The organism is Bacillus sp. Root131 (genome assembly GCF_001429475.1).
Lineage (GTDB): Bacteria > Bacillota > Bacilli > Bacillales > Bacillaceae_G > Bacillus_A > Bacillus_A thuringiensis_S.
The window spans coordinates 211,847-237,102 of record NZ_LMJQ01000004.1 but is presented as its reverse complement, the minus strand read 5'-3'; the positions used below and the strand labels follow the sequence as shown (position 1 = coordinate 237,102).

Below are 25,256 nucleotides of genomic sequence, written 5' to 3'. Positions count from 1 at the left end.
TTGTACTTACATGATGAGGTTACATCGAGTGGTAAAGTAGGGTAGGAATGTGACTTGAAAAACAGCTATATAAAGGTAGTTACAATACCTTACTTTTAATCAGTTTACATAACATATCTAATAGAGATTAATAAAAAACAAGTGAATGAATCTCAAAATGAAAAGAATACTTATATCATTGAGACAGAAAGAGAAATTTAGTAGTTACATATTGAAATCTGCATTTAAATAATATTTAGCGGAATGCTCAGCTAAACCAAGTACAATAAAAAGAATCAAAGGAAATGCTCTATTTCGGCATCACAACAATTAAATTTTGCAAAATACACCATCTATTTAGTCTTAAGGAGTTAAAGTAAACTATTTTGCATTAAAATGTTATAGATTGGATAAGTTATATAATCAACCATTTAATCAATATTAATATGTATAGCTGAAGGTACCCGAAACTAAAAGATATTTATACTGATGAAAGGTAAGGTATATGATACCTTTATAAAAGGGGGAAAATTAAACACTTACAACTTCGCGCGAAATACCAATTTTACGAACAATAGATGTATAAATAAAAATCTAATACGGTATTTAGGGATTTCGAGCTCGTTATCATGTAGCTCTGTATATTGGTATGTATCTATATAATTCATGCTTTATATAGAAATCATTAAATGCTAAGTTAGTCATTAATATTTTTTATAGTAAATTACATTTTAATTTATAAGATTATTTCTTAAGTTCATCTAATTAACCCCTCATAATCATGCTTAAATTAGCCAATTCATGTTAGATACCGAATTTTAAACTGTTTTCATATATTGATTATTTGTATGAATTTATATATAAAAATTGTTTTATTTTACATACATTTATATGTAGTTTTTACACTAATTTTTATAGCTTAATACAGATTTATCACGTGCTTATCTATAATTTTATTAGAATGACTACACTATCCTTATTTAATTTCGATTATATTCTAGCATCCCATAATTTAATTATGTAAATAATTATGTGTAAAAATTGAATTTAACGCGAACTTGTGTTCGTAGCTCTTTTCTGTTATAGTATATATGAGGTGATTTTTATGGATTACAGCAAGCAACGTCAAAAATCCGTACATCGGAAAAAATTATACGAAAATTTAAATGAAATGCCCTTTTACATAGAAGAATTTGTGGAGTATAAAGAATTGCATGATGCCTCTCCCTCCACCCTACTGAATTATGTATATGATTTTAGAGTCTTCTTTAATTGGCTATTATCTGAACAAATTATTGAATTTAAGCCCATTAAAGACGTATCTTTCTCTGATTTGGAGAATTTAAAGAAAAAAGATGTTGAGAACTTTATGAGGTTTCTAAAACTACAACAAAACATGCAGAATTCCTCTGTTAACAGAAAAATTTCAGCCTTAAAATCTTTATTTAAGTACCTCACCTCCCTATCAGAGAATGAAGATGGAGAATGCTATTTTTATAGAAATGTAATGGCTAAAATTGAAATACATAAAGATAAAGAAACATTAAATGCTCGTGCAAAACGTATGAGGTCTAAAATATTCCATAATGATGATGATCAAGAATTTCTGAATTATATTAAGTACGAACATGAAAAATCTTTAACAAGACATCAGTTATTCTATTTCTTAAGAGATAAGGAGCGTGATGTAGCTATTCTTTCCCTCTTTCTTGGTAGTGGTATTCGTGTAAGTGAATTGGCCGATCTCCGCATGGAAGATATAAACTTAAAAGAAAGACTAATTGACGTAATACGAAAAGGAAACAAAGAAGATTCCGTTTGGATTACCCCCATTGCATTAAATGATCTTGAAAAATATATGGAGATTAGAGGTAACAAATATGCTCCAGGGAAAGAATTACAAAATGTATTCTTATCGAAGTATAAACATACTGCACAGCCTCTTTCCGTTAGGGCTATCCAAGATATAGTAGAAAAATATACTAAGGCCTACGGTAAAAGAATGTCTCCCCATAAATTAAGACATACATTGGCAAACAAATTATATATGGAAGAAAAGGATTCATTACAAGTGATGCAGCAACTTGGGCATACCAGTCAAGATACAGCTTTGCTATATACACAACTTGGGGAAACAACTATTAAAGATAGTTTAGGCAGAATAGGAAAGAATAAAGAATAAGGGTTTAGCAATTTTGTATTGCTGAACCCTTATTCTTTTCCCTATCCAAAAACACAAGGGTTTAAATATTATATATATTCCTCTTAAAATGTAGTTTTATTATATAAAAAATACATAATATAAATTTTACATTAATTGGTTTATAAAAACATTTCATATTTACTTTGCTTCTTTTTACTATTTAATTAGATATAATATTTGTATCAAATTTATCAAATGTTTCGGAATTTACTTTTTCTCCATCTATCGTCATATTTATTTTCTGTTTCGGATTTGCTGTTACCACCCAAGCATTCGGTAAATAACGATCTTCATGTGATAATGTAGAAGGTGAATTTATAACCTTTCCTCCTAAATATAGCGTAGCAGAAGAACCTCCATCCATAGCCATTGCATTTACTGCTCCTTTTTCATATAGAATATCTTGACACTCTTTTAACGTAGCCCCTATACTATGCGTCTGTCTACCGTCAATGACTAGAAACATAATTGTACCATCTTCTTTTTGGGCCATAATACTTCGCGGAGCAGAACCCCAACCACCGTCTCCTTCTGTAATCATTTTTTCTCCATTTACAATTAACTGTGGCATAAATCCTGCTGCTGAAACGATTTGTTTATCCAGAAGTTGTTGGGTAGAATAATTTCCTGTTATCATTTGCCCAAACTTTGTTAAACCCGTAATAATTGTAGGGGTATTTCTATCCATATTCGTATCAATAGCTTTCCCATTTTCTATTACTATGCCAGTTGCAACATTTCCTCCACCCCTTCCTGTTTCATCAGCAAATCCACTTGCATTCACAGCAACAAGTGCATGATTACGTTTTGCCATTACACTAATTTTTTCTCCCCTGTTAGCACCCTGTGTTCCTTGATGGCTAACAAGTTTAACATTGAAAGGATTACTAATAGTGACTAACTTTCCTTCGAATAGAAAGCGACTATCTTTATTACTTTTAATTGTTTCTACATCAATTTCTAATGGCTGACTTTTTAATTCTTCTAATCTTTTTCCTACTATTTTTTTATAAATATGCTCATCACTGTTTGACCATTTCGGATGATTAATTCTATCTTGCAGTTTATCTAGTTCCTTTTGGGATAGGAATGTATATTTCGCATATTGTGGATGCTGAGAAGTTAGTATACTCCCAGCGATTGTTATACGAAGCTCTCGGCCATAGCTAGTACCAAATAATATTCCTATGCCAATAATCATTAAAATAGAAAATAGAAGCAAGATTCTTTTGAAGATTTTCCTTAGATGTTTCATAGTTTTATCCTCCAGCATTCATTACATTCATTACATTCAATAAATCCATTAAAATATTATTTATCTAAAGACAAAAGTGTTTGATTTTCTCATTACTAAATTTCCCACTATATTTTAGTAATCAAGGCAAAATACTTATTCCAAATTTGTTTTTTTTAGTGTATATTTACAAATTTAATAACGTTTTTGCAACCATGAAATAAATTACTAATCCTGTTCCGTCAACAAATGTTGTAATAAATGGACCTGAAACAACTGCAGGATCCAGTTTTAATTTTCTTAGAATTAAAGGTAAAACAGCTGCAACAAGAGAGGCCCAAATAACAATAAATAATAAAGTGATTGCTACAACTTGTGCAACTTCTGTTCCAACACCTAACATATAAGCACGAGTGAGCCCAGCTACCGCAAGTGCAAGTCCAAGAAGCATACCAATTGCAAGTTCCTTTTTCATTACACGGAAAATGTCTTTAAATTTCATCTCTCCAATACCAATTGCACGAGTAATTGTTGCTACAACCTGTGTTCCTGTATTCCCTCCAGTACCTACTAATAATGGAACAAAGAAAGCAAGGGCAACTACAGTTTCAATTTCGTCCTCAAAATACTTTAATACTGTACCTGTATATGCCTCAGCAACAAAAAGAAGTAATAACCATGGTAGACGTTTTAAGAAAATGCTCCAAATGCTAGCTTCAAAGTAAGATTGATTTAATGGTTCACTTCCGCCTAACTTTTGAATATCTTCTGTAGCTTCTGCTTCCATAACATTCATTACGTCATCAAATGTTATAATACCAATCATTTTATTATTTGCTGTTGTGACAGGTATTGCTGCTAAATTATAATTGAGTAGCTTTTTTACAACTTCTTGCTGATCAATTTCAGCTTGTACTGAAATTACCTCTTGAATCATGATAGTAGATAATATCTCTTCATCTGGTGCTAGTAATAACTCATGTATGGAAACGATTCCCTTAAGATAACCGTGATTATCAAGAACATAACTATAAGATATTGATTCTACATTTTTAGAATTTTCCCTAATGTACTTTAATGTCATTTTTACTGACCAATTTCCTCTAACTGCAACAAAATCACTTGTTACAAGACTTCCCGCCGTTTCAGGTTTGAAAGTCATCAATTTTTTCACGTTATGTTTTGTAATTTTATCTAGATACGCCATTAATTTAGCCTGTTTTTCCGGATGAACCGCTAGAAGTAAATCTACTAATTCATCAATCGGTTGTAAATTTAGCAACTTTTTGGCTTTATTTTCAGATAAGTGAATTAAGATATTATATTTTTCTTCTGCACTCATATATTGAAGAATTTTAGAGCTTTTTAATACAGGTATTGTATTTAGTAATATGACTTGATCTTCAATTGAAAACCGTTTTACTTCTTGCGCAACATCATACGAAGGAAGACGTAAAACCTTCTCTGCATCTAAATTTTTTGGGGTTACAAGTAATTCATTTAATAATTTCTTCATGTTAACTCCTCCTCATATTGCTAAGGGAGACTCTAGAGTTTCATGAGTGGTTTTGTTTTATTTTATCTGTCTTAGATTTTTTATTAGAGCAATAATAGTTACATTGCAATCAATTCATTAGTTAGAATTACCTCCTTTTTGAATATAGACAAGATAAAAATAAATAAAATTAAACAGAAAAACCTTTACTCAAAAAGGAGTAAAGGTTTTTTCACAATACAAATAAATGATTATTAAGACCGCCCTGCCAAAATCACAGAGGTGCCTTTCTATCAAATCGTATACCACTCCCTCGTTGAGTTTTAGCACTGTATAGCATAGGTTTTTATAACCAGCTACATTAAGAAGGGCCTTAATCCGACCGTTCCTGTTGACCCATTGGCGTCTCTCGACATTTTTGGGCAGCAGCGTTTCTCTATACAGGAGCCTCACCTAACAAAGATTATTGAATTACTTCAAAATTTAAACCAGAATTTAATATTTGTCAACTCACTTTCAATTCCATTCTTAAAAAAATCTTCTTTTATGATTAAAATCTGCTTTACTGTTTATCAAATTTATATGGTTAAACTACTTAATCAAACTATACGCTACAAGTCTAAAATATGTACTTATACGGAATGATTACATACGTTTTCTCACAACATTTTTCAAAGGATCATAACGCTATAAAACATATAATTTTAGCAATACGGTTACTTGACAAGAAAAAAATATATATTTATGCTTGCTACACGAAACAAATACATAAAATTTATATTGCTGAACCTGTTAGGTGAGGCTCCTATACAAACACAGGCTATTGCCCAAAAATGTCGAAAGACGCCAATGGGTAGAACAGGAATTGTCGGGTTAAGGCTCTTCTTAAGATAGCTAAGTGATGAATTTTCATTACTTTACGTTGTATAGTGCCAAAGCTCTACTAGGGGGAAAAGCCTTATTTAGTCATGCCATTTTAAATCCCCCTAGTTACATACTAGGGGGATTTTTGCGTAAGAAAATAGGTTGTAAGCAATAAAATCTGCCTAAACAAAATCCTATTTAGTAATTGACGAGAACAAGATTTTATTCATTAGCAAATGTAATATTATGTTTTGTTTTAAATTAGGAGGATATTAAAATGAAAAAAATATTAAAACTCGATTATCTATTGCTCCTCCCTCTATTCATAACATGTACTTTAGGTATTATCATGATGTATAGTGCGAGTTCCATTGTAGCTGTCCAGCATTACGGTTATAAAAGTAGACACTTTGTTGATTCTCAATTAACAAAGCTACTTTTAGGAACAATAGGGTTAGTAGTTTGTGCTATACTCCCATATGAAATATGGAAAAAACGAATAGTCTCAATCTTTATTATGGTTGGGGGGATTTTTTTATTAATTATGGTTTTATGGAAAGGAAAAGTGGTAAATAATGCTCAATCATGGATCTTTGGAATACAGCCAGCTGAATTTCTTAAATTAGGAACAATACTCGTAACAGCCCGTTTTTTTGCATTACGACAAGAACAAGCTAAAAATAGCTGGAGTGGTAGCGGAAAACTTTTATTTTTTTTAGCTACAATTTTTTTTCTTATCTTTAAACAACCAAATTTAGGATCAGCACTTTTAATATTAGGTATAGGTTTTAGCATATTTCTTTGCTCAGGAATAAATATAAATCTACTAATCAAAAGAACTTCCATCGGTTCTATTTTGTGGTTACCTATTTTATATTTTTTAATTCAATATAGTTTGTCAGAAGTTCAAAAGACACGTATTACTACGATTTTCAATCCCTTTTTTGATGCACAAGGAAATGGATACCAGCTTGTAAATTCTTTTATTGCCATTGGCTCTGGAGGAATTACTGGTCGTGGATTTGGAAATAGCATACAAAAAACAGGTTATCTTCCGGAACCACATACTGATTTTATAATGGCAATAGTTTCTGAAGAACTAGGATTTATTGGTGTATTTATTCTATTGGCTGGAGTTTTGACTATAGTACTTCGCTCTTTAAAAATTGCACAATTATGTGTAGATCCATTCGGCAGTTTTATAGCAATTGGTATAGGATGTATGATTGGTATGCAATCTGTTGTAAATTTAGGTGGTATTACGGGACTATTTCCTCTTACAGGTACTCCATTTCCATTTGTAAGTTTTGGTGGAAGTTCTTTAATGGTCAATTTAATAGCAATAGGTATATTACTTAATATTTCAATTTTCAATAAAATTGAGTTTGATAATTAGAATATTTAGTTTTAAAATGTAACGTTAATTAATCTATATTCAAAGAATTTCTAATTAATTTTTTAACTGTATGAATATTAACATCTATATTCATTTTAATACCTAAAAAGGCAGGCATAAATTTATGCTTGCCTTCCGTTCTCAAAATTAATTACACCTAAAACAACGTGGGATAAAGCAAATCTAAATACTGACTTCTACCCTCTATTTTTTACTTTTCTAAAACAATTCCTGCTATTTCATTAGCATATTTTTTAGAATCAAATCCATCATAGTTACTTAGGACTACAACAGACAAATATTCTTGTGGAAACCGCATGAAGTGTGAACGATAACCCGCCCAACTTCCTGAATGTTCCAAGTACCGACAGTTAAAACCTTCAGCAAGCCTTAGTCCAAAAGCATAATCTTCATTGTCAATAATCGTCTTCCCAGTTGGAGAAATTTTCGGACCTATTTCGCTCATTCTTTTAACAAGTTCTTTTCCACCAACGGTACCTGTAGTTAAATTCTCCCCCCATTTTACCAGGTCTTCAACTGTTGCATGAACTGCCCCATCCCCTGTGTGTTCCCAAGGGCTTTCATAGATTTTATATGTTCCTTGCTCATTCTTCGAATACCCACTAGTAATTGGTACAGTAGTTGGGTAGTAATCTATAATTGTTGTGTCTCTCATATTTAAAGGGTCAAAAATACAATCCTTTGTAAACTGACGTAGAGACTTGCCGCTTACCTTCTCTACCACTTGTGATAATAAAAAATATCCTGTATTGCTATACTCAAATTTTGTACTAGCTGCGAACCTTGCAATTTGATGACTATTAAGGTGGTTTAGCGATTCTTCCACAGTTAATGAATCAGTAAATTTAATATTTGCTGCTTCAGCTAATGCCATATAATCAACTAGTCCACCAGTATGATGAATTAGATGTTTCAATGTTACTGGTTCAGCATATGTTCCTATAGAAGGGACGAACCTTACAATTGAATCATCTAAACTCAATCTTCCCTCTTGTTCTAAGAGTAATATAGAAAATGCTGTGAATTGCTTAGAAACTGAAGCAATATTAAAAATATTTTTTGTGTTTATAGGTGAATTTTTCTCTATAGAAGCTAAGCCAACCGCACCTTTATATGTTACCCCGCTATCAAAACTAGCAATATATGCAAAGCCAGGAGCTTTTGTGGAAAACTTGTTCAATAATTGTTTAATTAATGTATGTGTCTTTTCATTATATGCATTATTCATCTCAATCACGTACCCCTTCCATTAAATAATTAAAAATAGACTACCCTATTATCTTTCTCATATTGAATCCAATTAACCTTCATATCGAATTTTTGATATAGGGTATATCTCAAGTTATTCTATTTGCACAATAGATACCGTTTATAAATCCCTTGTGCAAATTCTTGTATTAGCTCTTAATTACGTAAAAAATGGAGGGTATGACATGGAAAATTATTATGATGTAGCGGTAGTTGGTGGTGGTCAGGTTGGACTTATGACAGCATGTGAATTAGCTATTCAAAGTGTAAAAGTTGTCGTTTTAGAGAGAAGATTAAATCGGATAAGAAATTCTAGAGCACTCACACTTCACCCTCGCTCCTTAGAATTAATGGCTATGAGAGGTATTGAAAATCGCTTTTTATCTAGAGGTAAGAAATCAGATACAAGCCTTTTGCTGCCTTAGATACAAGATTAAACTTTAAAAATTTAGATACTGATTTTCCATATACGCTTTTTATCCCCCAATCTATTACAGAAGAAATATTAGAAGAGCGTGCGCTAGAATTAGGTGTAGACATTAAACGTGGTCATACTTTAAAAGATTTAAAATAATTTTGTACTATACAGTAATGAAACCGAATTCATTTTTATTTAATCAAGAGATTTCGATTTATTATTGGGGTAGCACCACATACCCATCAACCTAAGAATTCCGAAATACCCCAAAATAAAAAAGCGTAGAAATAAAACCCTTCTACACTTTTTTATTACTTAACTAAATATAATTTCTCTTATTGAAATTTCTAATTACCTTATTCAAAATTACAAAAGAAACAATATATTTCATCTTTTATTATGAATAAAATCAACTTTTAGTTTACCTTAATTTTATTATGGATAATAATTTAACTGCATAGTTTATATACTATTCATTCTTTATGATGAAATCATTTTCTTATTTTAGGTTTTCTTGTTTTGGTACAATTTTAATAGATCTCTTACTAATCCGTATAAGCATACCAAAAGAGAGAAAGATACAAAATCCGCCAAAAAGAGCAAATACAATTGTAGGCTTGAAATGTGCTAATAATACCCCCGAAACAATAGGTCCTACAGCCATTCCCATATATCTAATAAAGTTAAACATTCCCATTGCACTTCCTCTATTATGTTCAAATTCATTTGCAATCATAGTAGCAAATAAAGGAGTAAGGATACCAATTGATATTCCGTGAAGAATTAAAGCAACTGTTACGCCAATTAAAGTATTCGAGTGTGTCACAGCAAATAATATAACGCTCAAAGCTAAGACTACATTTCCAGTTATAAAAAACTTTTTTTGTGAAATTCTTGATTGAATTGTTTTAAAAGTCATGCTGCCAATCATTAAACTAACAGCCATTGGTAAGTAAAGTAAACCCACTACCTGTAAACTTAATTGATAATGATCAGTTAATAAAATTGGTAAGTAAACAATGAAGGAGAAATAAAGAAAAAATGCAAAGAAACTTAATATTAATATGGAACTGCCCACTTTGCTTTTAAATATAGAAGCATAGTGAGACATAAGTGTTTTCCCACTCAATTCTTTTTTACTTCCTACACGATCCTTAGGGAAATATATCCAATTAGTTACAAATAGAATTAAAGATACTGCCACAAGTAGCCAGAAAACACCTGGGTAATTATATTTTTCCCCAATAAAACCTCCTAGCACAGGTGCAACAGCAGGTGCAATGGATAACATGGTTTGATATGTACCCATTGCACTTCCTCGTTGTTCTCCTTGAAATACAGTACCAATTGTAGTTGCAGCAATAAGTGGTATTGCAGCTGTCCCTACAGCCTGTAAAATTCTACATATTAAAAATACTGTAAAGTTACTTGTAATTGCACAACCAATACTCGCTATAATTGTTAAAATAATACTCGGAATGAGAATAGTCCTAGCACCTTTAAAATCAATTATAGAACCAAAAACAATTTGCATAATTGCCGTAATAAAAATAAATATGGAAACGGAAAGGTTAACCATTGTTATAGATACTTGGAATGAATCCCGAATTATGGGGATTATTGGAGAATATATATTTTGATTTAAAGAAGCGAAAAAAGCACTAATACACAACAAATATAAAAGAAAAGAAGCACTTGATTTAACACGGTTCATGCTATCCCTCCTAAAAGATTATTAATAATTAGCTAATTTATTTAAGTTATAATAAATTTATTTCTCCAACATTTTATCGTTTATATTTTGTAAAAACTTCAATATTGCGTTTTGTTCAATTTCAGAAAATGAATCAACGAACTGATAAAATTCATTTTCTTTCTGGTCATGAATTTTCTGATGTAATTCACAAAGTGATTGTCCTGCCGGAGTAAGTTGATAATATACCTCCTTTTTGTTATCAACTGACTGAAAACGAGTGATTAAATTTTCTTTTATTAATTTGGTGTTAATTTTTGTGATATTCGCTTTAGATAAATTCATTTTCCTTGCAATTGTAATATTATTTATTGGCTGATTTTCACCAATACAGGCAATTACGTGTATACTTGTCATATTTGTCGGTACATGTTCTATTTCTTCCATTTTTGCTTGCTTAAAAAAAGTCTCAATATCCTTATCTGCCTTTTGTTCATTGAGATGTAACAAATGTAGATAATTATCGTAAATTTTCTGTTTTATGCCCTTATTCATTTAAATGTTTCTACCCTTCTTTGTCTATTTTATTTTTTGTTTACCGGTAAACTATTTTGATTTTATATCCTCATTTAGCAATTGTCAATTGCTAAATTGAAATTTAACTAATTATGTAAGAACCTTTAATGTATCTATTTTTCACAATTTACCCTAATAAAGTCCTATTATATTAAAGAGTTAGTTTCAATGCATAAAAATCCTTTTTTTAAATTGTTGACCTGATTATTGTTTACTGGTAAACTTTATATTGTTAACCGGTAAACAATAATTCTAGATAGGGGAAATTATTATGACAAATTTTGTCCATGAACAAACCTTAAAAGCTATTGAAGACTTTGTCATAACAAGAGAAAAGAAAAAATATGCATCTCAAGAGATGATAAAAGAATTAGTTAGTGAATATGAAAATATAAATAAAAATTGGACTCTAACGCAACTACATATTGTTTCGGTTATTCATGAGAGTAAACAACAAATGAATAACACTCTACTATCTATGGAACTTAATATTTCTAAAGCAACCATCTCTAAAGCTATTCGCGTTCTTATTGATAATAAAATTTTATTGACGCATCAAAATACAGATAATAAGAAGGAAATCTTTTATACTTTAACTGATAAGGGAATACAGTTAGCCATTGTTCATAAAAAGTTACACAAAATTGCACATGAGCGTTACAGTGAGTTATTCCAACAATTTAATGATTCCGAGTTACAAATTGTAACAAAATTTTTAGAAGCATGGAAACAATGTATTTAATTTTTTGTTATATCAGCTTAGAAGGTATATATGTTGACCTTCTCATAAAAATAGAAAAACTAAGGGGTTTTAGCCCCTTAGTAAAAATTGAATTATATTAATAACTAAAATAGCCATGTTTTTTTAAACTAACTTATCAAAAAGAATAGGCATGGAAATAGGTCCACGTGTATAAAGTCCTTTTTCAACATATTGAAAATCTTCTTCTAATTTAATATTTTTCATATTATCTAAGACTACATTTACAACTATTTCAATTTCTGATTTTGCAAACGCTGCTCCTACGCAATTATGAATACCTGATCCGAATGCAAGATGTCTTGCAGCACCACTAAATGCCTTTTTAATATCAAGATCCGGACGATAAATGTTGAATTCATCAGGTCTTTCAAATGCATTAGGGTCACGATTCGCTGCACCAATCATACAAAATACCGTAGTTCCTTTGGATAGTTGGATACCACTTATGTCCGTATCTTTTGACAATTGACGTGGGATCAATTGCACTGGTGGATTGTAACGTAAAGTTTCTGCAATAGCTAATGGTACTAATGAACGATCACTTAATACATCTTGCAGTTGTTTCGGTTGGTTAATTAAATTATAGATTAATAAAGCAAGAGTCTTATCACCAGGTTCTGTTGCAGCTAATAATATATTTAAAATCAATGCTAGAATATCAGTATTAGTCATAGCTATTCCTTCATATTTTGCACTGCATAATTTAGAAATTAAGTCTTCCTGTGGGTTTAATCTTCGCTCTTTAATAATTGGTTCTAAATAATTAGCTAACTGTTCACTGCACCAAAGAGAATGTTTTTTTGCCTCTGGTGGTTGATTTATACTGGTAATAAAGTCAGCTACACCGCTATGCCATTCTCCTATCTTCTTATGATCTTTCTTATCTAATCCAATCATATCCATTGTTACATAAACAGCAAATGTTCTGCCAAAATCATTAATTAAATCTATCTTTCCATTTGGAAGGTGTGGAAATAGTAAATCTTCTGCATTCTTTTTAATTAAAGGCATTAATTTTTGTAAAGCATCTCCCATAAAACTTCTTAGAACAATTTTTCTTTTCGCAACATGCTCTTTTCCACGCATTTGTGCTAATACTGGTCCACGCATTACTGGCTCAGCACGTTCAGCTAATGATTTTGTTGTAAATGTTTCAGTATCATTCAATATATTACGGACATCTTGATATCTGCTAATAAAATAACTATCAATCTCAGGTTCATAATGTACTGGGTCATTCTGACGTAGGTATGAAAAATACTTATATGGATTTTCTTGAAATTCCTCTGTTAATATATTTACCGTTTGTATAGTATTTGACATATTTCTTCCCCCTTGTATTGGATACTTACTATTTGCTAAGATAAATTTTCCATTTCTTGTACCATTAAATATCCTTGATTTGGTTTCATCCTGATAGAAAAATCATTTCTAACTATCTGTTCACCAAGCTCCCATGGTTTATGATAAATAAGTACAGCTTCTTGAGTTCCTAAAATTTCAGCTCCACCAATGAAAAATGGGAGTTCTGCAATTACATATTCTACTGCAATATTTAGCATGTCATTTGATATTTGATCAATATCTATATTAGTACCCCTTGCCCTACCTAAAATGGCTGCATGTGACATTTCTAAGCAAGCATTTCGAAAAACAGTTTCGCTTAAAAAAATATGTTCTGCTTCTGCCCTCATGCAGCTATATGCATTGTTGTCATTAAAATCAGAAAAAGTATGGATAGCATTTACATTACCACCATGCTCTTTAAGTGCCTTTTCAGCTGATCTTCTATTTCGAGATACTTCTTTCCTAACTTTTCTTTCCGCTTTACCTTTTGGTGTTCCTAGAGCCTCAAGTAAATTTGCAGCTTCTTTTCCAGCTAATAAAACACTAACATCATCAAAAGTATGTAATGCCCATTCAATGAGTCTATTAATATATTCATCAGAAAATCTACTATTAAACGGACTAATACCTATTATTGCATGCTTACTACGTTTTAATATTTCAGCACAATTAGTAGATAAGGGTTGAGAACTAAACTTTCGTACATTTCTTACCGCTATAGCATTCGTCATACAATCATCCCTTTAAATAATTTTATCAATATAAACCGTTTTATTGATTTTAAATAGCCAATAATCTTTCAAACTACATAAAAAAGAGATAGAATATCTTGATGTTAGAAATAATGAATAAAAATAATACTAAACAAAAACCTCACATAATGTTCACCGGTGAACAAAACCAATTCTATATCGCTACTATTGTTTTGTCAATATGTATTATTCAGAAAAAATAAATAAAACAAAAAATTAAAATTCTGTTCACAATTGTTTACAAAATAGAAATTTATTTCACAACTTACAGTTAGTCATAATAAAGAAGTACAGGTCCTTAATTAAGGACCTGTACTTCTTTATATATATTTTATTTCTCGTTTTTTTGCTCTTCAATAATAAATTTAGAAAGCAATTCTGTTAATGCATTCACCTTTTCTTTCATCTTGTTAGATTGATTTGAAATTTCTTGAATTGAAACTGCTTGTAATTGAATTGATTGTACTGTTTGAATTGTTTCTCTTTCTATTTGTGTTGAAGTATCAGATACTAGTGAAAGAGACGCATTTACTTCTTCTGTACCGGCAGACATCTCTTCTGTTGCTGCAGAGACTTCTTGAATTTGACTTGTGATTTTGTCAATATCTCTCATAATAGATGAGAATGTTTGATCTGCTTGGTGGGCTGCTTCCTTTCCTTCTGCTGCCTTTTGTTCTCCTTTTTGCATGACATGAACTGTGTCTTGAGTATCTTGTTGAATAGATTTGACTAAATGGTTAATTTCATTCGCGGATTCTTTAGACTTTTCAGCTAAATCCCTCACTTCTGCTGCAACCACTGCAAACCCTTTCCCATTCTCTCCAGCACGTGCTGCTTCAATAGCAGCATTTAAGGCAAGAAGGTTAGTGTTTGCTCGGCAATATTAGTAATTGCATCCAAAGCTGTATCAATCTGTTGTGTACGTGTAACAAGTCTATCTATTACTTTTGATGTTTCCTCCACCACATCATGAACACTGTTCATTTGAAGAATTGAGTGCTTTATTACATCACTACCAATGTGTATTTTTTCTGTAGTAGTTACTGCTACCTCAGCAACTACAGCTGAAGACTCAGCTACTGTTTGCACACCAATTGTTATTTCATCCATTGAAGATGAACTCTCTTGAATGCGAGTTACCTGTCCTGCTATTTTTTCTTTTACTTCAGAAATCGTCTGAACAACCTCATTCGAAATATTAGATGCTCGCTTTGTATCTTGTAAAACACCATCTGTAGAAGAAATAACTTCATGTGTTGTCGATTTAACACTTGCAATTAATTATTGTAGATTATCTAACATACTATTAAAAGACTGTACAATATTTCCTATCTCATTATTTGCTTTATAAGAAGTACGTATTGTTAAATTACCTGCAGCTACTTTCTTCATATCATTTTGCAATAATAATAGTGCTTGTCGTATGGTTAACTTAATAAGATATCCGATGAATATTACTATGATAATCGCTAAAATTGAAAGGACTACAAACATTATCATTGTATTTTGAGCATTGTTATTATTAACTTGTTGTAACTGCTCTGCATTATTACTGTTATATACCATTAGTTCACGAATGGACTGAATTGTTTTTTGCATATTAGGTTCGATTTCTTTTAGATAATAAGTGTAGGATTCTTCATTATTAGCTTTCCCTAATTCTTGTGCCTTTTTCATCTTTTTTCTTAATTCATGAAACTCTTCCTAAAATTTGCTAAATAGCTCTTTTTCTTTATTGGGGTAGCACCACATCGCTATCAAGCTAAGCTCATACAACGTCAATTATAGTAGAGAGTGTTTCTTTTTTCTAAAGGTTATGTGTAAGGAATTTAAAGATTTGCATACGAAATAAACCCTAACGGGTTTCATTTTTTTGAATTAAGCCGCTTGATTATCAGACATGGTACAATTGTAAACGACACCTAATATATCAAAGACTGTTTTCTTCTCATATCGATGAGATTTTCTCCCGTTTTGCTGTAGGAGGTTGAACAGGCGAATTAGAATCTTTGATAGCTCTTGGGTGTCTTTCTGTATAGCTTGGAAAAGAAGAAGAAAGTAATCTTTAATCATATATATGGCCTTATATTCACTCAGTTCTCGTTTCTTTTTCATAAGAAGTAATTGCCGCATTTGAAACATGGTAGAAGAACAGAGTAGAATGGCAATCAGTTTTCCATACAAATGGCATTCCAATCGTTCTCGTTTTATCTTTTTACAATGATGAATATGAAAGAATGATTTCCACGTTTTAAATAAAATCTCGATTTGCCAACGTAAAGAATACCAATCATGCACCTGCCCCATCGGGACAATATCTGTAGGGGTATTTGTCATATATACATTGATACCGCTAAGTCGTTTACTACGAGCAGAATACTTCATTCCTTTCTTTTTTTCTCTTACCGTTTGATCTTGTAATCGTTTTTGTTGTTGTTCTTTTGTTAGTCGATGAATAATCACACGAGTTGGGACTTTATCCGTCATTCCTACATAAGCGTTGGATATTTCATATGTTTGTCCTGGTTGAAGAGAGTTCATTACAACCTCCATATCTATTTGGATATACTCTGTACCTTTCTTGATTCTGCCATCTTGAAAATAATCAGGATTGGGATTTTTTTGATAAATACGTGTATTCGATTTGATACGAGAGATATAGTAAGCCTTTTTATCTTGTATATATTGAAGATCTTTCAAATGAAAATACCCTAAATCTCGGATACATAGATCATTCGCTGCCACAGTTGGGACACACAAAGAACCGTAGGTTCGATCATGTTGTTTACCTGGACCTGTATGAATATGAAGGAATTGTCCACTTAATAAATCATACTCAAGCTGTATCTTTACTCCCGCTGTATGGCTGCATCCTCCTGCACCTGGATAAACAAAAGAAAAAAGATCTGGAAGTTGAAATGCAGTTGAATCTAAAATACGAATACGCTTGAAAACAGAGGTGTATGGAGAAGAAATTCGCATAGATGAAGTTAGTTTTTTATTTAGAAGGTTAGTCAATATGTGTTGTAAAAATTGAACGGCTGATCTATTAAACCTTTGATTCAGTCCTTCCGGACTGATGAGTACTTCTGTTGATGCCTCTAAACAGCTAGATAACTGAGCTAAAGAGGTTGTAGCGATATTTTGACTCATCCATATACATAAAGCGACTAAATCTTTTGCTCGGTACTTACTGGTTCGTTGTACAAAGCCAACATCTCTAGCAAGATTTCGTAAGGCATTTGGAGATAGGGCACTTTGAATCTCTTGAGCAAATAGTTGTAATTCGTTAGACACAGAAACAGACATAAAAAACGCCATCCTTTCCTATGATTCTACAGAAAGAATAGCGTATTTTTTCATTATTTTATAGTAAAATAGGTCTCATGGTATGAATGTACAATTTAGATATTTGCCCAATGAACCATATGCTTTTAGAACTGAGAAAGACCTTGAAACAAATAAGTTATATATTTAAGACAGTAATGTTCCAAGCAGTATAGATGGGAACGTCAAGAACTTAAATGATTTAAGATTCACACTATATAAAAGTTGAAGTATACGACTAAGGAAAGAGTGCTTTGCAGTGTGCTGCATATTCAATAATTAACCTTACGTAGGGAGTGCTTATATGAAAAGCATGAAAAATGTAATATTGCTAGTAGTATGTTTCATATTTTTAAGTGGTTGTAATCAAGTTAATGAAGATGAGGTACAAAAATATATAAAAGAAAAACACGGAATCGATGTTGTTGTAACACATATGAGCCCTTTAAATGAAAATAATATGGGACATGCATACCATACTGTGCAAGTAAAGAATAATAAAAATATTCAATTTCGAGTAGAGGTAGATGGTCTCTTCTATTCATCCATAAAAAGTGATGAATACAAATATGGAAAAAAAACATATGAGGCATATCAGAAATTCCAACCAACTCTAGAAGAAATAAAAAAGTTAGGGTACGTGGAAACTAAAACTGATAACACTCTTCAATATTTGTCAGAGGATAGAAGGTCAGATGAAGGAAAACCAACTAATGAATTATTATTAACTTTGCAAATGAGTAACGAGATTGACTTTAGCCAATTTGAATCAGTAGAATTAGATCGTTTATATACTCTATTTCAACTCATCCAGAAAAATAATAAAAAGATAACAGAACTTGAAATTAAGGATTATAATGGAAAATCTTTAGGTGGACCTTTTAAAAATGTGCAAAAAATGATAACAAAAGAAGAGCTGTTATTAACAATGAAAAAAACGATGAACAATACGATAGACATTTATTTGGAAAATTGGATTAAAAATCATACAAAAATAGAAGAGAGATTAATTGCAATCCAAAACAATCGTTTTGAATTACAAGGTATTACTTATGCGAATTTGGAATATATGGATGTTCGAGGATATAAGGTGAATTTAATTATTAATACCGGTAGTAATGAATTTGAAAATAATCCCCTTGTAATTAAAGATTTAATCAAGATAACCACAATCCTTAAAGAAGAACTATATAATAAAAAATTTCAGATATACTTACAAACTAAGAATGGAACAAGATATACACCTTGGTTATCATCAGAAGAAATTAAAAAAACTATTAACATCGAAGAACTTGTAAAAGAGCGATATCCTAAGAATTAAATTTAAAGTACTGTTGCTGTTTGTTATTTGATGGGAAAGCATGATATTTCGATTTGTTCCGCCAGCTTGCAAATTAGGGTTCTGTTGTAAAGTTTATTAACAGGTAGAAAGTTAGAATAAGTATAGTCGGATCTGATTTAAGAGGAAGTACGACATCATCTTAAATTAGGGGCACAGACACATGCCCATCAACCCAAAGTTTTATTACACCCCCAGAACGAAATTTTTAGGATTTCTTGTAACGAAAAAGCTTATTTATCGTTTTGGGGGTGAACTGTTTTCTTAGGTTGATGGCAATGGGGTAGCACCACATGCCCATCAAGCTAATCAAGTAATTTACTAGATATGAAATGATCCTTGGTTCAAAACTAACAATTGATAGAAAAGTAGGCATACTAAAGAAGCCTATTAAAATCTGATTTTTTCGCTAGGCAGTTTGTCTATGCTTCACCGTCGTTTTATACACAATCCCTAGAATATCAAAGACGGTCATTTTCTTATACCGATGACATTTACGACCGTTCTTTTTGAGCAATAGATAAAGACGATGCAAAATTTTTAAAAGTTGTTCTGTGCCAATGGCTATCGCTTGAAAAAGTAACGGAAAGTAATCTTTAATCATATAAATCGCTTTGTATTCACTTAGCTCCTGATTTGTTTTTTCAAGCAGAAACTGTCGCATTTGAAACATCGTAGAAGAACAGAGGAGAATACCAATTAGTTGTCCATATAAATGGCACTCTAGGCGCTCTCTTTTAATATTTTTACATTCATCAATTTCAAAAAATGACTTCCACGTTTTAAACAAAATTTCAATCTGCCAGCGAAGTGAATACAGTGAGTGCACGTAGTTCGTTGGTACTCCTTCTAAAGACGTGTTCGTAATATATACATTCATCCCCATTAAACGCTTACTTTTATCCTTCATGACAATGCCTTTTTTCTTTTCACGTATCGCTTGGTTTTTTAGGCGTGTTTGCGTTTGATTATCGGTTAAACGATGGATAATGACACGTGCTGGAAGTTTTTGATTTTGGTCAATGTATGCCTCGGTAATTTCTATCGTTTCACCAGGGATTAGATCTGACATCATTTGTGTCATATCAAGCTGGATGTATTCTGTTTGCTTTTTTAACGTGCCGTTGTTGAAGTATTCTGGCTCAGGGTTCTTGATATAAATCCGCGTATTCAGCTTCAACCGCGAGATGTAGTAAGCTCCTTTATCATGAATAGTTTGTAAGTCTCCTAAATCGAAGTAACCAAGATCACGTAAACACAAATCGCCGGTCTCTACGGTTTCAAGGCAGATGGTACCGTATGTTTTATCATTATTCTTTCCTGGTCCAAGCTGCACGTTAAGAAATTGACCACTAAGTAAATCATATTCCAATTGGATTTTTACGCCTGCCGTATTACTACTTCCACCTGAACCTTGATAGTCAGTGGCGAAATGATCAGGCAGTTGAAACACTGTTGCATCCAAAATACGGATACGATTGAAAGTAGATATCATGTGTGCAGAAAGTGAGTGATTTGAACAGAGTTTTTGTTTGAGAAGAGAAGTAAAGACTTCTCGAAGAAATGCGACAGCTGCTGGATTAAAGCGTTGATTCAGTCCTTCTGAGCTCATAAGTACCCCAGTGGAAACTTCTAACTGACTACACAATTGTGTAAGTGATGTGCTAGCAATTTCTTGACTAAGCCATACGCAAAGGGCAATGAGTTCTTTTGCTTGATACTTACTAGATCGTTGTACAAAGCCAACTTGTTTGGCAATATCTTGTAGGACCACTGGAGATAAAAAGTATTGTAGCTCTTGAGCGAAAAGATTCAATCTATTTGAAATGATAGGATTCATCAAAACGCCATCCTTTCTTATAAACTGTTTACAATAAGCATAGCGTTTTTTCATTTTGAAGGTATGATTTTAACTTTGCTTGAAGGGAATTTGGAGGGACCACTTTAAACAACAGGAGTGATTTTTTCATGAAGAAAAATGGGTTTTTTATGTTAAAATATTTAAAAGAATATAATAATTTTTATTTTTCTAACCGTTTGTATTGAATTATAAAATTTTGGGGGGAATAATCTTATGGTTAAACTAAGTGAAATAGTGTCTAAACTGGACATTGAACTTGATATAAAATCATTTGGGAAGGATTCTGCTTTCAGTCAATTCATACCAATGGTCTATGAACCTTTAAAGTTTGACTGGAAATCAGTTTTTGAAAAAGACTTTGTGGAATTATTTAATGGTCTAATGTTAAAAGGAGATGCAAATGTAAAGAAAATTTTTCTTGCCGTCTTCCCTACAGATGAAGTGTTGGAACGTTTTATAGAAGAAAGTAATAGCGGAGACTTACTTTTTATGCACCATCCCTTATTGATGGAATGTGGAGATCCAAAAGGAGTATGGGGCAAAGGTTTTGTTCCTATAAAAGAAAAATACATTAAACAAATAAAAGAAAAGAAATTATCATTCTATACATGCCATGTACCGATGGATTATCATGCCAATTTAGGTACAAGTGTAGCTATTGCTAAACAATTAAATGCAGAAATTATTGATGGGTTTTTAACAAGTTCTATAAATAATGAAGACCTAGTTCTAATTTGTAACATTGAAGAAAAGAGTACAAGTGAGCTAACTTCTCACTTAAAAGAAATATTCGATATTCCATATGTTGATTTTGAAGGTAAGAACATAAATAACGTAAAGAAAATTGCTATCGTTGCAGGTTGTGGCGACAAAGTAAGTTGGATGGAGGAAGCTGAAAAGAGAGGAGTTCAAGCCTATATCACTGGCGAAATCCATTGCCATATTGATAACGAATATGGTAAACAAAGATACAAACAAATGATGGATTATGTTTCTAATACTTCGATGTCTTTAATCGGCGTTTCCCATTCTGCATCAGAATATCTGGTCCATAAAACATTGATGAAGGAATGGTTTGAGAATAACTTTGATATTGAAACAGTTTTAATTCCACAGGAAAAATGGTGGTTATAAAGTTATTAAGTAATATTTAAAAGAGCTTGGGAATTCAAGCTCTTTTTTGCGAATTTAGCTGAGAATTATATCGTGAAAACTAGATGTTTTAGTCTGTGCTTATTGCTGAAGTTTTAAGTCTAGCACCCCAAAAATGCAAAAAACAAGCAGAATTTTCATAAATAATTGTAAAAAAGTAAAATTCTCGTTATGGGGGTGTCTTAAAATCTTAGCTTGATGGGCATGTGGTGCTACCCCTAAAAGAATAAAGCTATATTTACTTGCTAATTTTATATAAATTAAAATGATTATCTACTATTAAGTTGGTCCTTATACTCTTTTAATGCTTCTTTCCAATGTCTTAATGGTTTTAAACCATTCAGGATAATGCAATCTTTGCTTAACACTGAATATTTAGGTCGGTTGACTGCTTGCGGGAATTCTTCTGTCGTTAAAGGAATTATATTGATATCTGTATTGAAGTCTTTAAAAAATTCAACTGCAAACTCATGCCATGAACATATTCCTTCGTTTGTCACATGATATAAACCGTATTGATCCGTCTTTATTAACTCTGCAATAAAATTTGCTAAATCTAGTGCATAGGTAGGTGAACCAAACTGGTCAGATACCACGCGAACTTCACCGTATAGATTTGCTATTTTTCTTATCTTAGCGATAAAGTGACCATCGCCCTTTCCAAATATCCAGGACGTTCTAATAATAAAATGTTTCTTCGTGTATTTTTTTACGAAATGTTCTCCAGCCAATTTCGTTTCTCCATATATATTTAATGGATTAGGACGATCTTCAAGATTGTATGGTGTATGCTTTTCGCCATCAAATACATAATCCGTACTAATATATACAAATTTACATTTTATTCTCCCTGCAGCTTCAGCAATATACTTGGTACCTAATACATTCGCTTCATATGCCAGCCCTTTATTTTTCTCTGCCCCATCTACATTTGTAAATGCTGCACAGTGTACAATTACATCTGGCTTTAACCTATCAAGATAAGAGCTAACTTTTATTTTATTTGTAATATCTAACGTGGTTCGATTCACACCATATAGCTCATGATGTGTTCTGCTGAGTACTTGCATTAAAGTTTGTCCTAGTTGTCCATCTACTCCCGTTATCAGTATCTTCATTTTAAAATTCCTCGTTTAACTTATGTAATTTTTAGTTAATAAAATTCATTCCCACCAAGTAGGGTTATCTATATACCACTTAATTGTTTGAGTGAGTCCAGCATCGAATAGATAGTTTGGTTTCCAACCTAATTCTTCTTTCAGCTTAGTAGCATCCATGGCGTAACGTCGATCATGTCCTAAGCGATCTGAGATAAATGTAATTTGCGATTGATCTTTATTTAGGAATTTGATTATTTTTTGTACAATATCTAGATTTGTATATTCATTATCTCCTCCGATGTTATAAATGTGCCCATCTGCTCCATCATGAAGAACTAAATCAATAGCTACACAGTGATCCTCTACATGAAGCCAATCTCTTATATGTAATCCATCACCGTATAGAGGAATATCTTTATTATTTAACGCATGAGTTATTGTTAATGGTATTAATTTTTCCGTGAACTGATAGGGACCATAATTATTGGAACAACGAGTGATATTCATAGGTAAACCGAATGTCTCATGATACGCTCGTACCATTAAGTCCGCACTAGCTTTACTTGCACTATAAGGACTATTAGGAGCTATTATTGAATGCTCTGTAAACGCACCTGTTTGAGATAATGTTCCATATACTTCATCTGTAGAAATTTGTACAAACTTTTTCACTTTTGTTTTATATGCTGATTGTAATAAGGCTTGTGTACCTAATATGTTAGTTTGAACAAAGATATGGGGACTTTTAATACTTCTATCAACGTGAGATTCTGCTGCAAAATTTAATACATAATCAAATTTCTCTTTTTTAAATAACTTATCTATGAATATTTCATTTGAAATATCCCCTTTGATAAATTTATAATTCTGATTTGATGATATTTCCTTGAGATTAGATAAATTTCCTGCATATGTTAATAAATCTACATTTACAATTTGGTATTGAGGATATTTCTTTAAAATGTAACGAATAAAATTACTACCAATAAAACCTGCCCCACCCGTTATTAATAATTTCAATTAAAATCATCTCCATAAACAAAGTTGATATTAGTATCTTTTAATCTAGGCAGTTTTCTATCTTTTTCTGATAAAATTGGTTGATTAGTTGGCCAAAATATTCCTATCGTTTCATCATTCCATAGAATTCCCTCTTCATGGTTAGGGGAATAATACTCATCTACTTTATACTGGACGATAGTATTAGGTTCTATTGTACAAAAACCATGTGCAAACCCTTTAGGAACGGTAAGTAGACGGTTATTATACTCACTTAAAATTGTTCCGAACCATTGCCCGTACGTGGGGGATCCCTTTCGAATATCTACCACTACATCGTAAATAGAACCAGAAATGCAGCTCACTACCTTCATTTGGGCTTTAGGATTCAACTGATAATGCAGCCCACGTATCGTGCCTGTGTGAACAGATAATGATTGATTATCTTGTACAAATTCTCCCTGTAAATCTAAAAGTTCAAATTTTTTCTTATTATATGTTTCTATGAAGTAACCACGTTTGTCACTGCATTTATCAAGCTCTATAATAAAAACACCATCTAATGCTGTATGAATTTTACGCATTCTTCTCTCTCCATTCATTTAAATGCTATTGATGGGCAACCCTTAATAAATATCGGCTGTATTGATTTTCCTTTACCGAATTTGCTATTTTTAATAGTTGTTGCTTGGTTATATATTTCTTTTTAAATGCAATTTCTTCTAAACAGGCTACTTTTAAACTCTGTCTTTTTTCAATCGTTTCTATAAATTGTGCTGCTTCTAATAATGATTCGTGTGTGCCTGTATCCAGCCATGCATAGCCTCTTCCCAATAATTCAACTTCTAATTCTCCCATCTTAAGATATTCTTTGTTTATATCTGTTATCTCTAATTCTCCACGACTAGACGGTTTTATGGTTTTTGCTATTTCTATCACACGTTTATCATAAAAATACAGACCAGTTACTGCATAGTTTGATTTTGGTTCCTTTGGCTTTTCCATGATATTAATTACATGCTTTTTAGAATCAAACTCTACTACTCCAAAACGCTCTGGATCATTGACATAATAACCAAAAACTGTAGCTCCCCTTTTCTTCTTAACAGCCTTTTCTAGTAATTCTGTTAGTCCATGACCATAAAAGATATTATCGCCAAGAATTAAAGCTACATTATCATTTCCAATAAACTCCTCAGCGATTATAAATGCTTGTGCTATACCTTCTGGATAAGGCTGAACAGTATATGAAAGAGTAATTCCATATTTTGAACCATCACCTAACATTTGCTCAAATTTATTAATATCTTGTGGTGTTGAAATAATTAGTATCTCTCTTATCCCCGCCAACATTAGTACTGATAAAGGATAATAAATCATGGGTTTATCATAGATAGGTAATAATTGCTTTGATACAATTTGGGTAAGGGGGTACAATCTAGTACCGCTCCCACCTGCAAGAATGATACCTTTCATGGCATTGTGCTCC

Annotated in this window: 18 protein-coding genes, 2 pseudogenes and 2 riboswitches; of the genes and pseudogenes, 6 read left to right on the top strand and 14 right to left on the bottom strand. The window is 31.9% G+C overall.

Annotated elements, in window-relative coordinates; translation table 11 throughout:
- Positions 1-1,084: 1,084 nt before the first annotated feature.
- On the top strand, positions 1,085-2,161 hold the full coding sequence (xerS, locus tag ASE54_RS16330) for a tyrosine recombinase XerS (protein ID WP_000386602.1): 1,077 nt from the start codon (positions 1,085-1,087) through the stop codon (positions 2,159-2,161).
- Positions 2,162-2,342: 181 nt separating this feature from the next.
- Here xerS and ASE54_RS16325 read toward each other — a convergent pair whose 3' ends face one another.
- Both ASE54_RS16325 and mgtE read right to left on the bottom strand, forming a co-directional pair.
- Positions 2,343-3,437, bottom strand: a complete 1,095-nt coding sequence (locus ASE54_RS16325) for a phosphodiester glycosidase family protein (protein ID WP_000681821.1) — start codon at positions 3,435-3,437, stop codon at positions 2,343-2,345.
- 166 nt (positions 3,438-3,603) lie between these two features.
- Positions 3,604-4,932: a magnesium transporter gene (gene mgtE, locus ASE54_RS16320; RefSeq protein WP_000735189.1), complete on the bottom strand. Its 1,329-nt coding sequence runs from the start codon at positions 4,930-4,932 to the stop codon at positions 3,604-3,606.
- Positions 4,933-5,211: 279 nt separating this feature from the next.
- Positions 5,212-5,379: riboswitch (M-box (ykoK) riboswitch) on the bottom strand.
- Between the two features lie 313 nt (positions 5,380-5,692).
- A riboswitch (M-box (ykoK) riboswitch) is annotated at positions 5,693-5,869 on the top strand.
- Between the two features lie 183 nt (positions 5,870-6,052).
- On the opposite strand from mgtE, the gene ASE54_RS16315 reads away from it, so the two are divergent.
- Positions 6,053-7,171: an FtsW/RodA/SpoVE family cell cycle protein gene (locus ASE54_RS16315; RefSeq protein ID WP_000722107.1), complete on the top strand. Its 1,119-nt coding sequence runs from the start codon at positions 6,053-6,055 to the stop codon at positions 7,169-7,171.
- Positions 7,172-7,382: 211 nt separating this feature from the next.
- On the opposite strand, the gene ASE54_RS16310 is transcribed toward ASE54_RS16315, so the two are convergent.
- On the bottom strand, positions 7,383-8,420 hold the full coding sequence (locus ASE54_RS16310; protein WP_001057951.1) for a serine hydrolase: 1,038 nt from the start codon (positions 8,418-8,420) through the stop codon (positions 7,383-7,385).
- 205 nt (positions 8,421-8,625) lie between these two features.
- Here ASE54_RS16310 and ASE54_RS34505 point away from each other — a divergent pair.
- Positions 8,626-9,011: pseudogene (locus ASE54_RS34505) on the top strand (FAD-dependent oxidoreductase); the annotation flags it as partial.
- Between the two features lie 346 nt (positions 9,012-9,357).
- Here the strand turns inward: ASE54_RS34505 and ASE54_RS16300 are convergent.
- A complete protein-coding gene (locus ASE54_RS16300) occupies positions 9,358-10,572 on the bottom strand; it encodes an MFS transporter (RefSeq protein ID WP_001082481.1) in 1,215 nt (404 codons plus the stop codon).
- Between the two features lie 57 nt (positions 10,573-10,629).
- The gene (locus tag ASE54_RS16295) at positions 10,630-11,106 is read right to left on the bottom strand and encodes a MarR family transcriptional regulator (protein WP_001032351.1); all 477 of its coding nucleotides are present in this window, start codon (positions 11,104-11,106) and stop codon (positions 10,630-10,632) included.
- A 292-nt stretch (positions 11,107-11,398) separates the two neighbouring features.
- Between ASE54_RS16295 and ASE54_RS16290 the strand changes: the two genes are divergently transcribed.
- Complete coding sequence (locus ASE54_RS16290) at positions 11,399-11,869, top strand: MarR family transcriptional regulator (RefSeq protein ID WP_000181215.1); 471 nt, start codon at positions 11,399-11,401, stop codon at positions 11,867-11,869.
- A 123-nt stretch (positions 11,870-11,992) separates the two neighbouring features.
- Here ASE54_RS16290 and ASE54_RS16285 read toward each other — a convergent pair whose 3' ends face one another.
- From ASE54_RS16285 to ASE54_RS16270, 4 genes and pseudogenes are all read right to left on the bottom strand, one after another.
- Positions 11,993-13,213: a cytochrome P450, cyclodipeptide synthase-associated gene (locus ASE54_RS16285; protein ID WP_000072386.1), complete on the bottom strand. Its 1,221-nt coding sequence runs from the start codon at positions 13,211-13,213 to the stop codon at positions 11,993-11,995.
- A 35-nt stretch (positions 13,214-13,248) separates the two neighbouring features.
- Entirely contained in the window at positions 13,249-13,968 is a 720-nt protein-coding gene (locus ASE54_RS16280; protein ID WP_000180151.1) for a tRNA-dependent cyclodipeptide synthase, read from the bottom strand.
- A 352-nt stretch (positions 13,969-14,320) separates the two neighbouring features.
- Positions 14,321-15,726 (bottom strand): annotated as a pseudogene (locus ASE54_RS35805) (methyl-accepting chemotaxis protein); the annotation flags it as partial.
- A 141-nt stretch (positions 15,727-15,867) separates the two neighbouring features.
- The gene (locus tag ASE54_RS16270) at positions 15,868-17,298 is read right to left on the bottom strand and encodes an IS4 family transposase (RefSeq protein ID WP_043333220.1); all 1,431 of its coding nucleotides are present in this window, start codon (positions 17,296-17,298) and stop codon (positions 15,868-15,870) included.
- Positions 17,299-17,620: 322 nt separating this feature from the next.
- Between ASE54_RS16270 and ASE54_RS16265 the strand changes: the two genes are divergently transcribed.
- Positions 17,621-18,637, top strand: coding sequence for a hypothetical protein (locus ASE54_RS16265; RefSeq protein WP_000839700.1), 1,017 nt, complete (start codon positions 17,621-17,623; stop codon positions 18,635-18,637).
- Between the two features lie 427 nt (positions 18,638-19,064).
- On the opposite strand, the gene ASE54_RS16260 is transcribed toward ASE54_RS16265, so the two are convergent.
- Complete coding sequence (locus ASE54_RS16260; protein WP_001068151.1) at positions 19,065-20,495, bottom strand: IS4 family transposase; 1,431 nt, start codon at positions 20,493-20,495, stop codon at positions 19,065-19,067.
- Positions 20,496-20,729: 234 nt separating this feature from the next.
- On the opposite strand from ASE54_RS16260, the gene ASE54_RS16255 reads away from it, so the two are divergent.
- Complete coding sequence (locus ASE54_RS16255) at positions 20,730-21,650, top strand: Nif3-like dinuclear metal center hexameric protein (protein WP_000240015.1); 921 nt, start codon at positions 20,730-20,732, stop codon at positions 21,648-21,650.
- A gap of 287 nt (positions 21,651-21,937) precedes the next feature.
- Here ASE54_RS16255 and rfbD read toward each other — a convergent pair whose 3' ends face one another.
- Genes rfbD through rfbA form a run of 4 tightly spaced genes read right to left on the bottom strand, consistent with a single transcriptional unit; the run spans position 21,938 to position 25,243 of the window.
- On the bottom strand, positions 21,938-22,786 hold the full coding sequence (gene rfbD, locus ASE54_RS16250) for a dTDP-4-dehydrorhamnose reductase (protein WP_000697861.1): 849 nt from the start codon (positions 22,784-22,786) through the stop codon (positions 21,938-21,940).
- Between the two features lie 45 nt (positions 22,787-22,831).
- Positions 22,832-23,788, bottom strand: a complete 957-nt coding sequence (gene rfbB, locus ASE54_RS16245; RefSeq protein ID WP_000770927.1) for a dTDP-glucose 4,6-dehydratase — start codon at positions 23,786-23,788, stop codon at positions 22,832-22,834.
- The gene (gene rfbC / locus ASE54_RS16240) at positions 23,785-24,351 is read right to left on the bottom strand and encodes a dTDP-4-dehydrorhamnose 3,5-epimerase (RefSeq protein ID WP_001226088.1); all 567 of its coding nucleotides are present in this window, start codon (positions 24,349-24,351) and stop codon (positions 23,785-23,787) included. The genes rfbB and rfbC overlap by 4 nt, the downstream gene beginning before the upstream one ends.
- Before the next feature lie 25 nt (positions 24,352-24,376).
- Positions 24,377-25,243 (bottom strand): glucose-1-phosphate thymidylyltransferase RfbA, encoded by an 867-nt coding sequence (gene rfbA / locus ASE54_RS16235; RefSeq protein ID WP_000676108.1) that lies wholly within the window; start codon positions 25,241-25,243, stop codon positions 24,377-24,379.
- Positions 25,244-25,256: the final 13 nt, after the last annotated feature.

What these genes read in the sequence shown, in the direction of transcription:
- xerS (WP_000386602.1), top strand. Translation starts at nt 1,085, where the DNA reads ATGGATTACAGCAAGCAACGTCAAAAATCCGTACATCGGAAAAAATTA.
- ASE54_RS16325 (WP_000681821.1), bottom strand. Translation starts at nt 3,437, where the DNA reads ATGAAACATCTAAGGAAAATCTTCAAAAGAATCTTGCTTCTATTTTCT.
- mgtE (WP_000735189.1), bottom strand. Translation starts at nt 4,932, where the DNA reads ATGAAGAAATTATTAAATGAATTACTTGTAACCCCAAAAAATTTAGAT.
- ASE54_RS16315 (WP_000722107.1), top strand. Translation starts at nt 6,053, where the DNA reads ATGAAAAAAATATTAAAACTCGATTATCTATTGCTCCTCCCTCTATTC.
- ASE54_RS16310 (WP_001057951.1), bottom strand. Translation starts at nt 8,420, where the DNA reads ATGAATAATGCATATAATGAAAAGACACATACATTAATTAAACAATTA.
- ASE54_RS16300 (WP_001082481.1), bottom strand. Translation starts at nt 10,572, where the DNA reads ATGAACCGTGTTAAATCAAGTGCTTCTTTTCTTTTATATTTGTTGTGT.
- ASE54_RS16295 (WP_001032351.1), bottom strand. Translation starts at nt 11,106, where the DNA reads ATGAATAAGGGCATAAAACAGAAAATTTACGATAATTATCTACATTTG.
- ASE54_RS16290 (WP_000181215.1), top strand. Translation starts at nt 11,399, where the DNA reads ATGACAAATTTTGTCCATGAACAAACCTTAAAAGCTATTGAAGACTTT.
- ASE54_RS16285 (WP_000072386.1), bottom strand. Translation starts at nt 13,213, where the DNA reads ATGTCAAATACTATACAAACGGTAAATATATTAACAGAGGAATTTCAA.
- ASE54_RS16280 (WP_000180151.1), bottom strand. Translation starts at nt 13,968, where the DNA reads ATGACGAATGCTATAGCGGTAAGAAATGTACGAAAGTTTAGTTCTCAA.
- ASE54_RS16270 (WP_043333220.1), bottom strand. Translation starts at nt 17,298, where the DNA reads ATGTCTGTTTCTGTGTCTAACGAATTACAACTATTTGCTCAAGAGATT.
- ASE54_RS16265 (WP_000839700.1), top strand. Translation starts at nt 17,621, where the DNA reads ATGAAAAGCATGAAAAATGTAATATTGCTAGTAGTATGTTTCATATTT.
- ASE54_RS16260 (WP_001068151.1), bottom strand. Translation starts at nt 20,495, where the DNA reads ATGAATCCTATCATTTCAAATAGATTGAATCTTTTCGCTCAAGAGCTA.
- ASE54_RS16255 (WP_000240015.1), top strand. Translation starts at nt 20,730, where the DNA reads ATGGTTAAACTAAGTGAAATAGTGTCTAAACTGGACATTGAACTTGAT.
- rfbD (WP_000697861.1), bottom strand. Translation starts at nt 22,786, where the DNA reads ATGAAGATACTGATAACGGGAGTAGATGGACAACTAGGACAAACTTTA.
- rfbC (WP_001226088.1), bottom strand. Translation starts at nt 24,351, where the DNA reads ATGCGTAAAATTCATACAGCATTAGATGGTGTTTTTATTATAGAGCTT.
- rfbA (WP_000676108.1), bottom strand. Translation starts at nt 25,243, where the DNA reads ATGAAAGGTATCATTCTTGCAGGTGGGAGCGGTACTAGATTGTACCCC.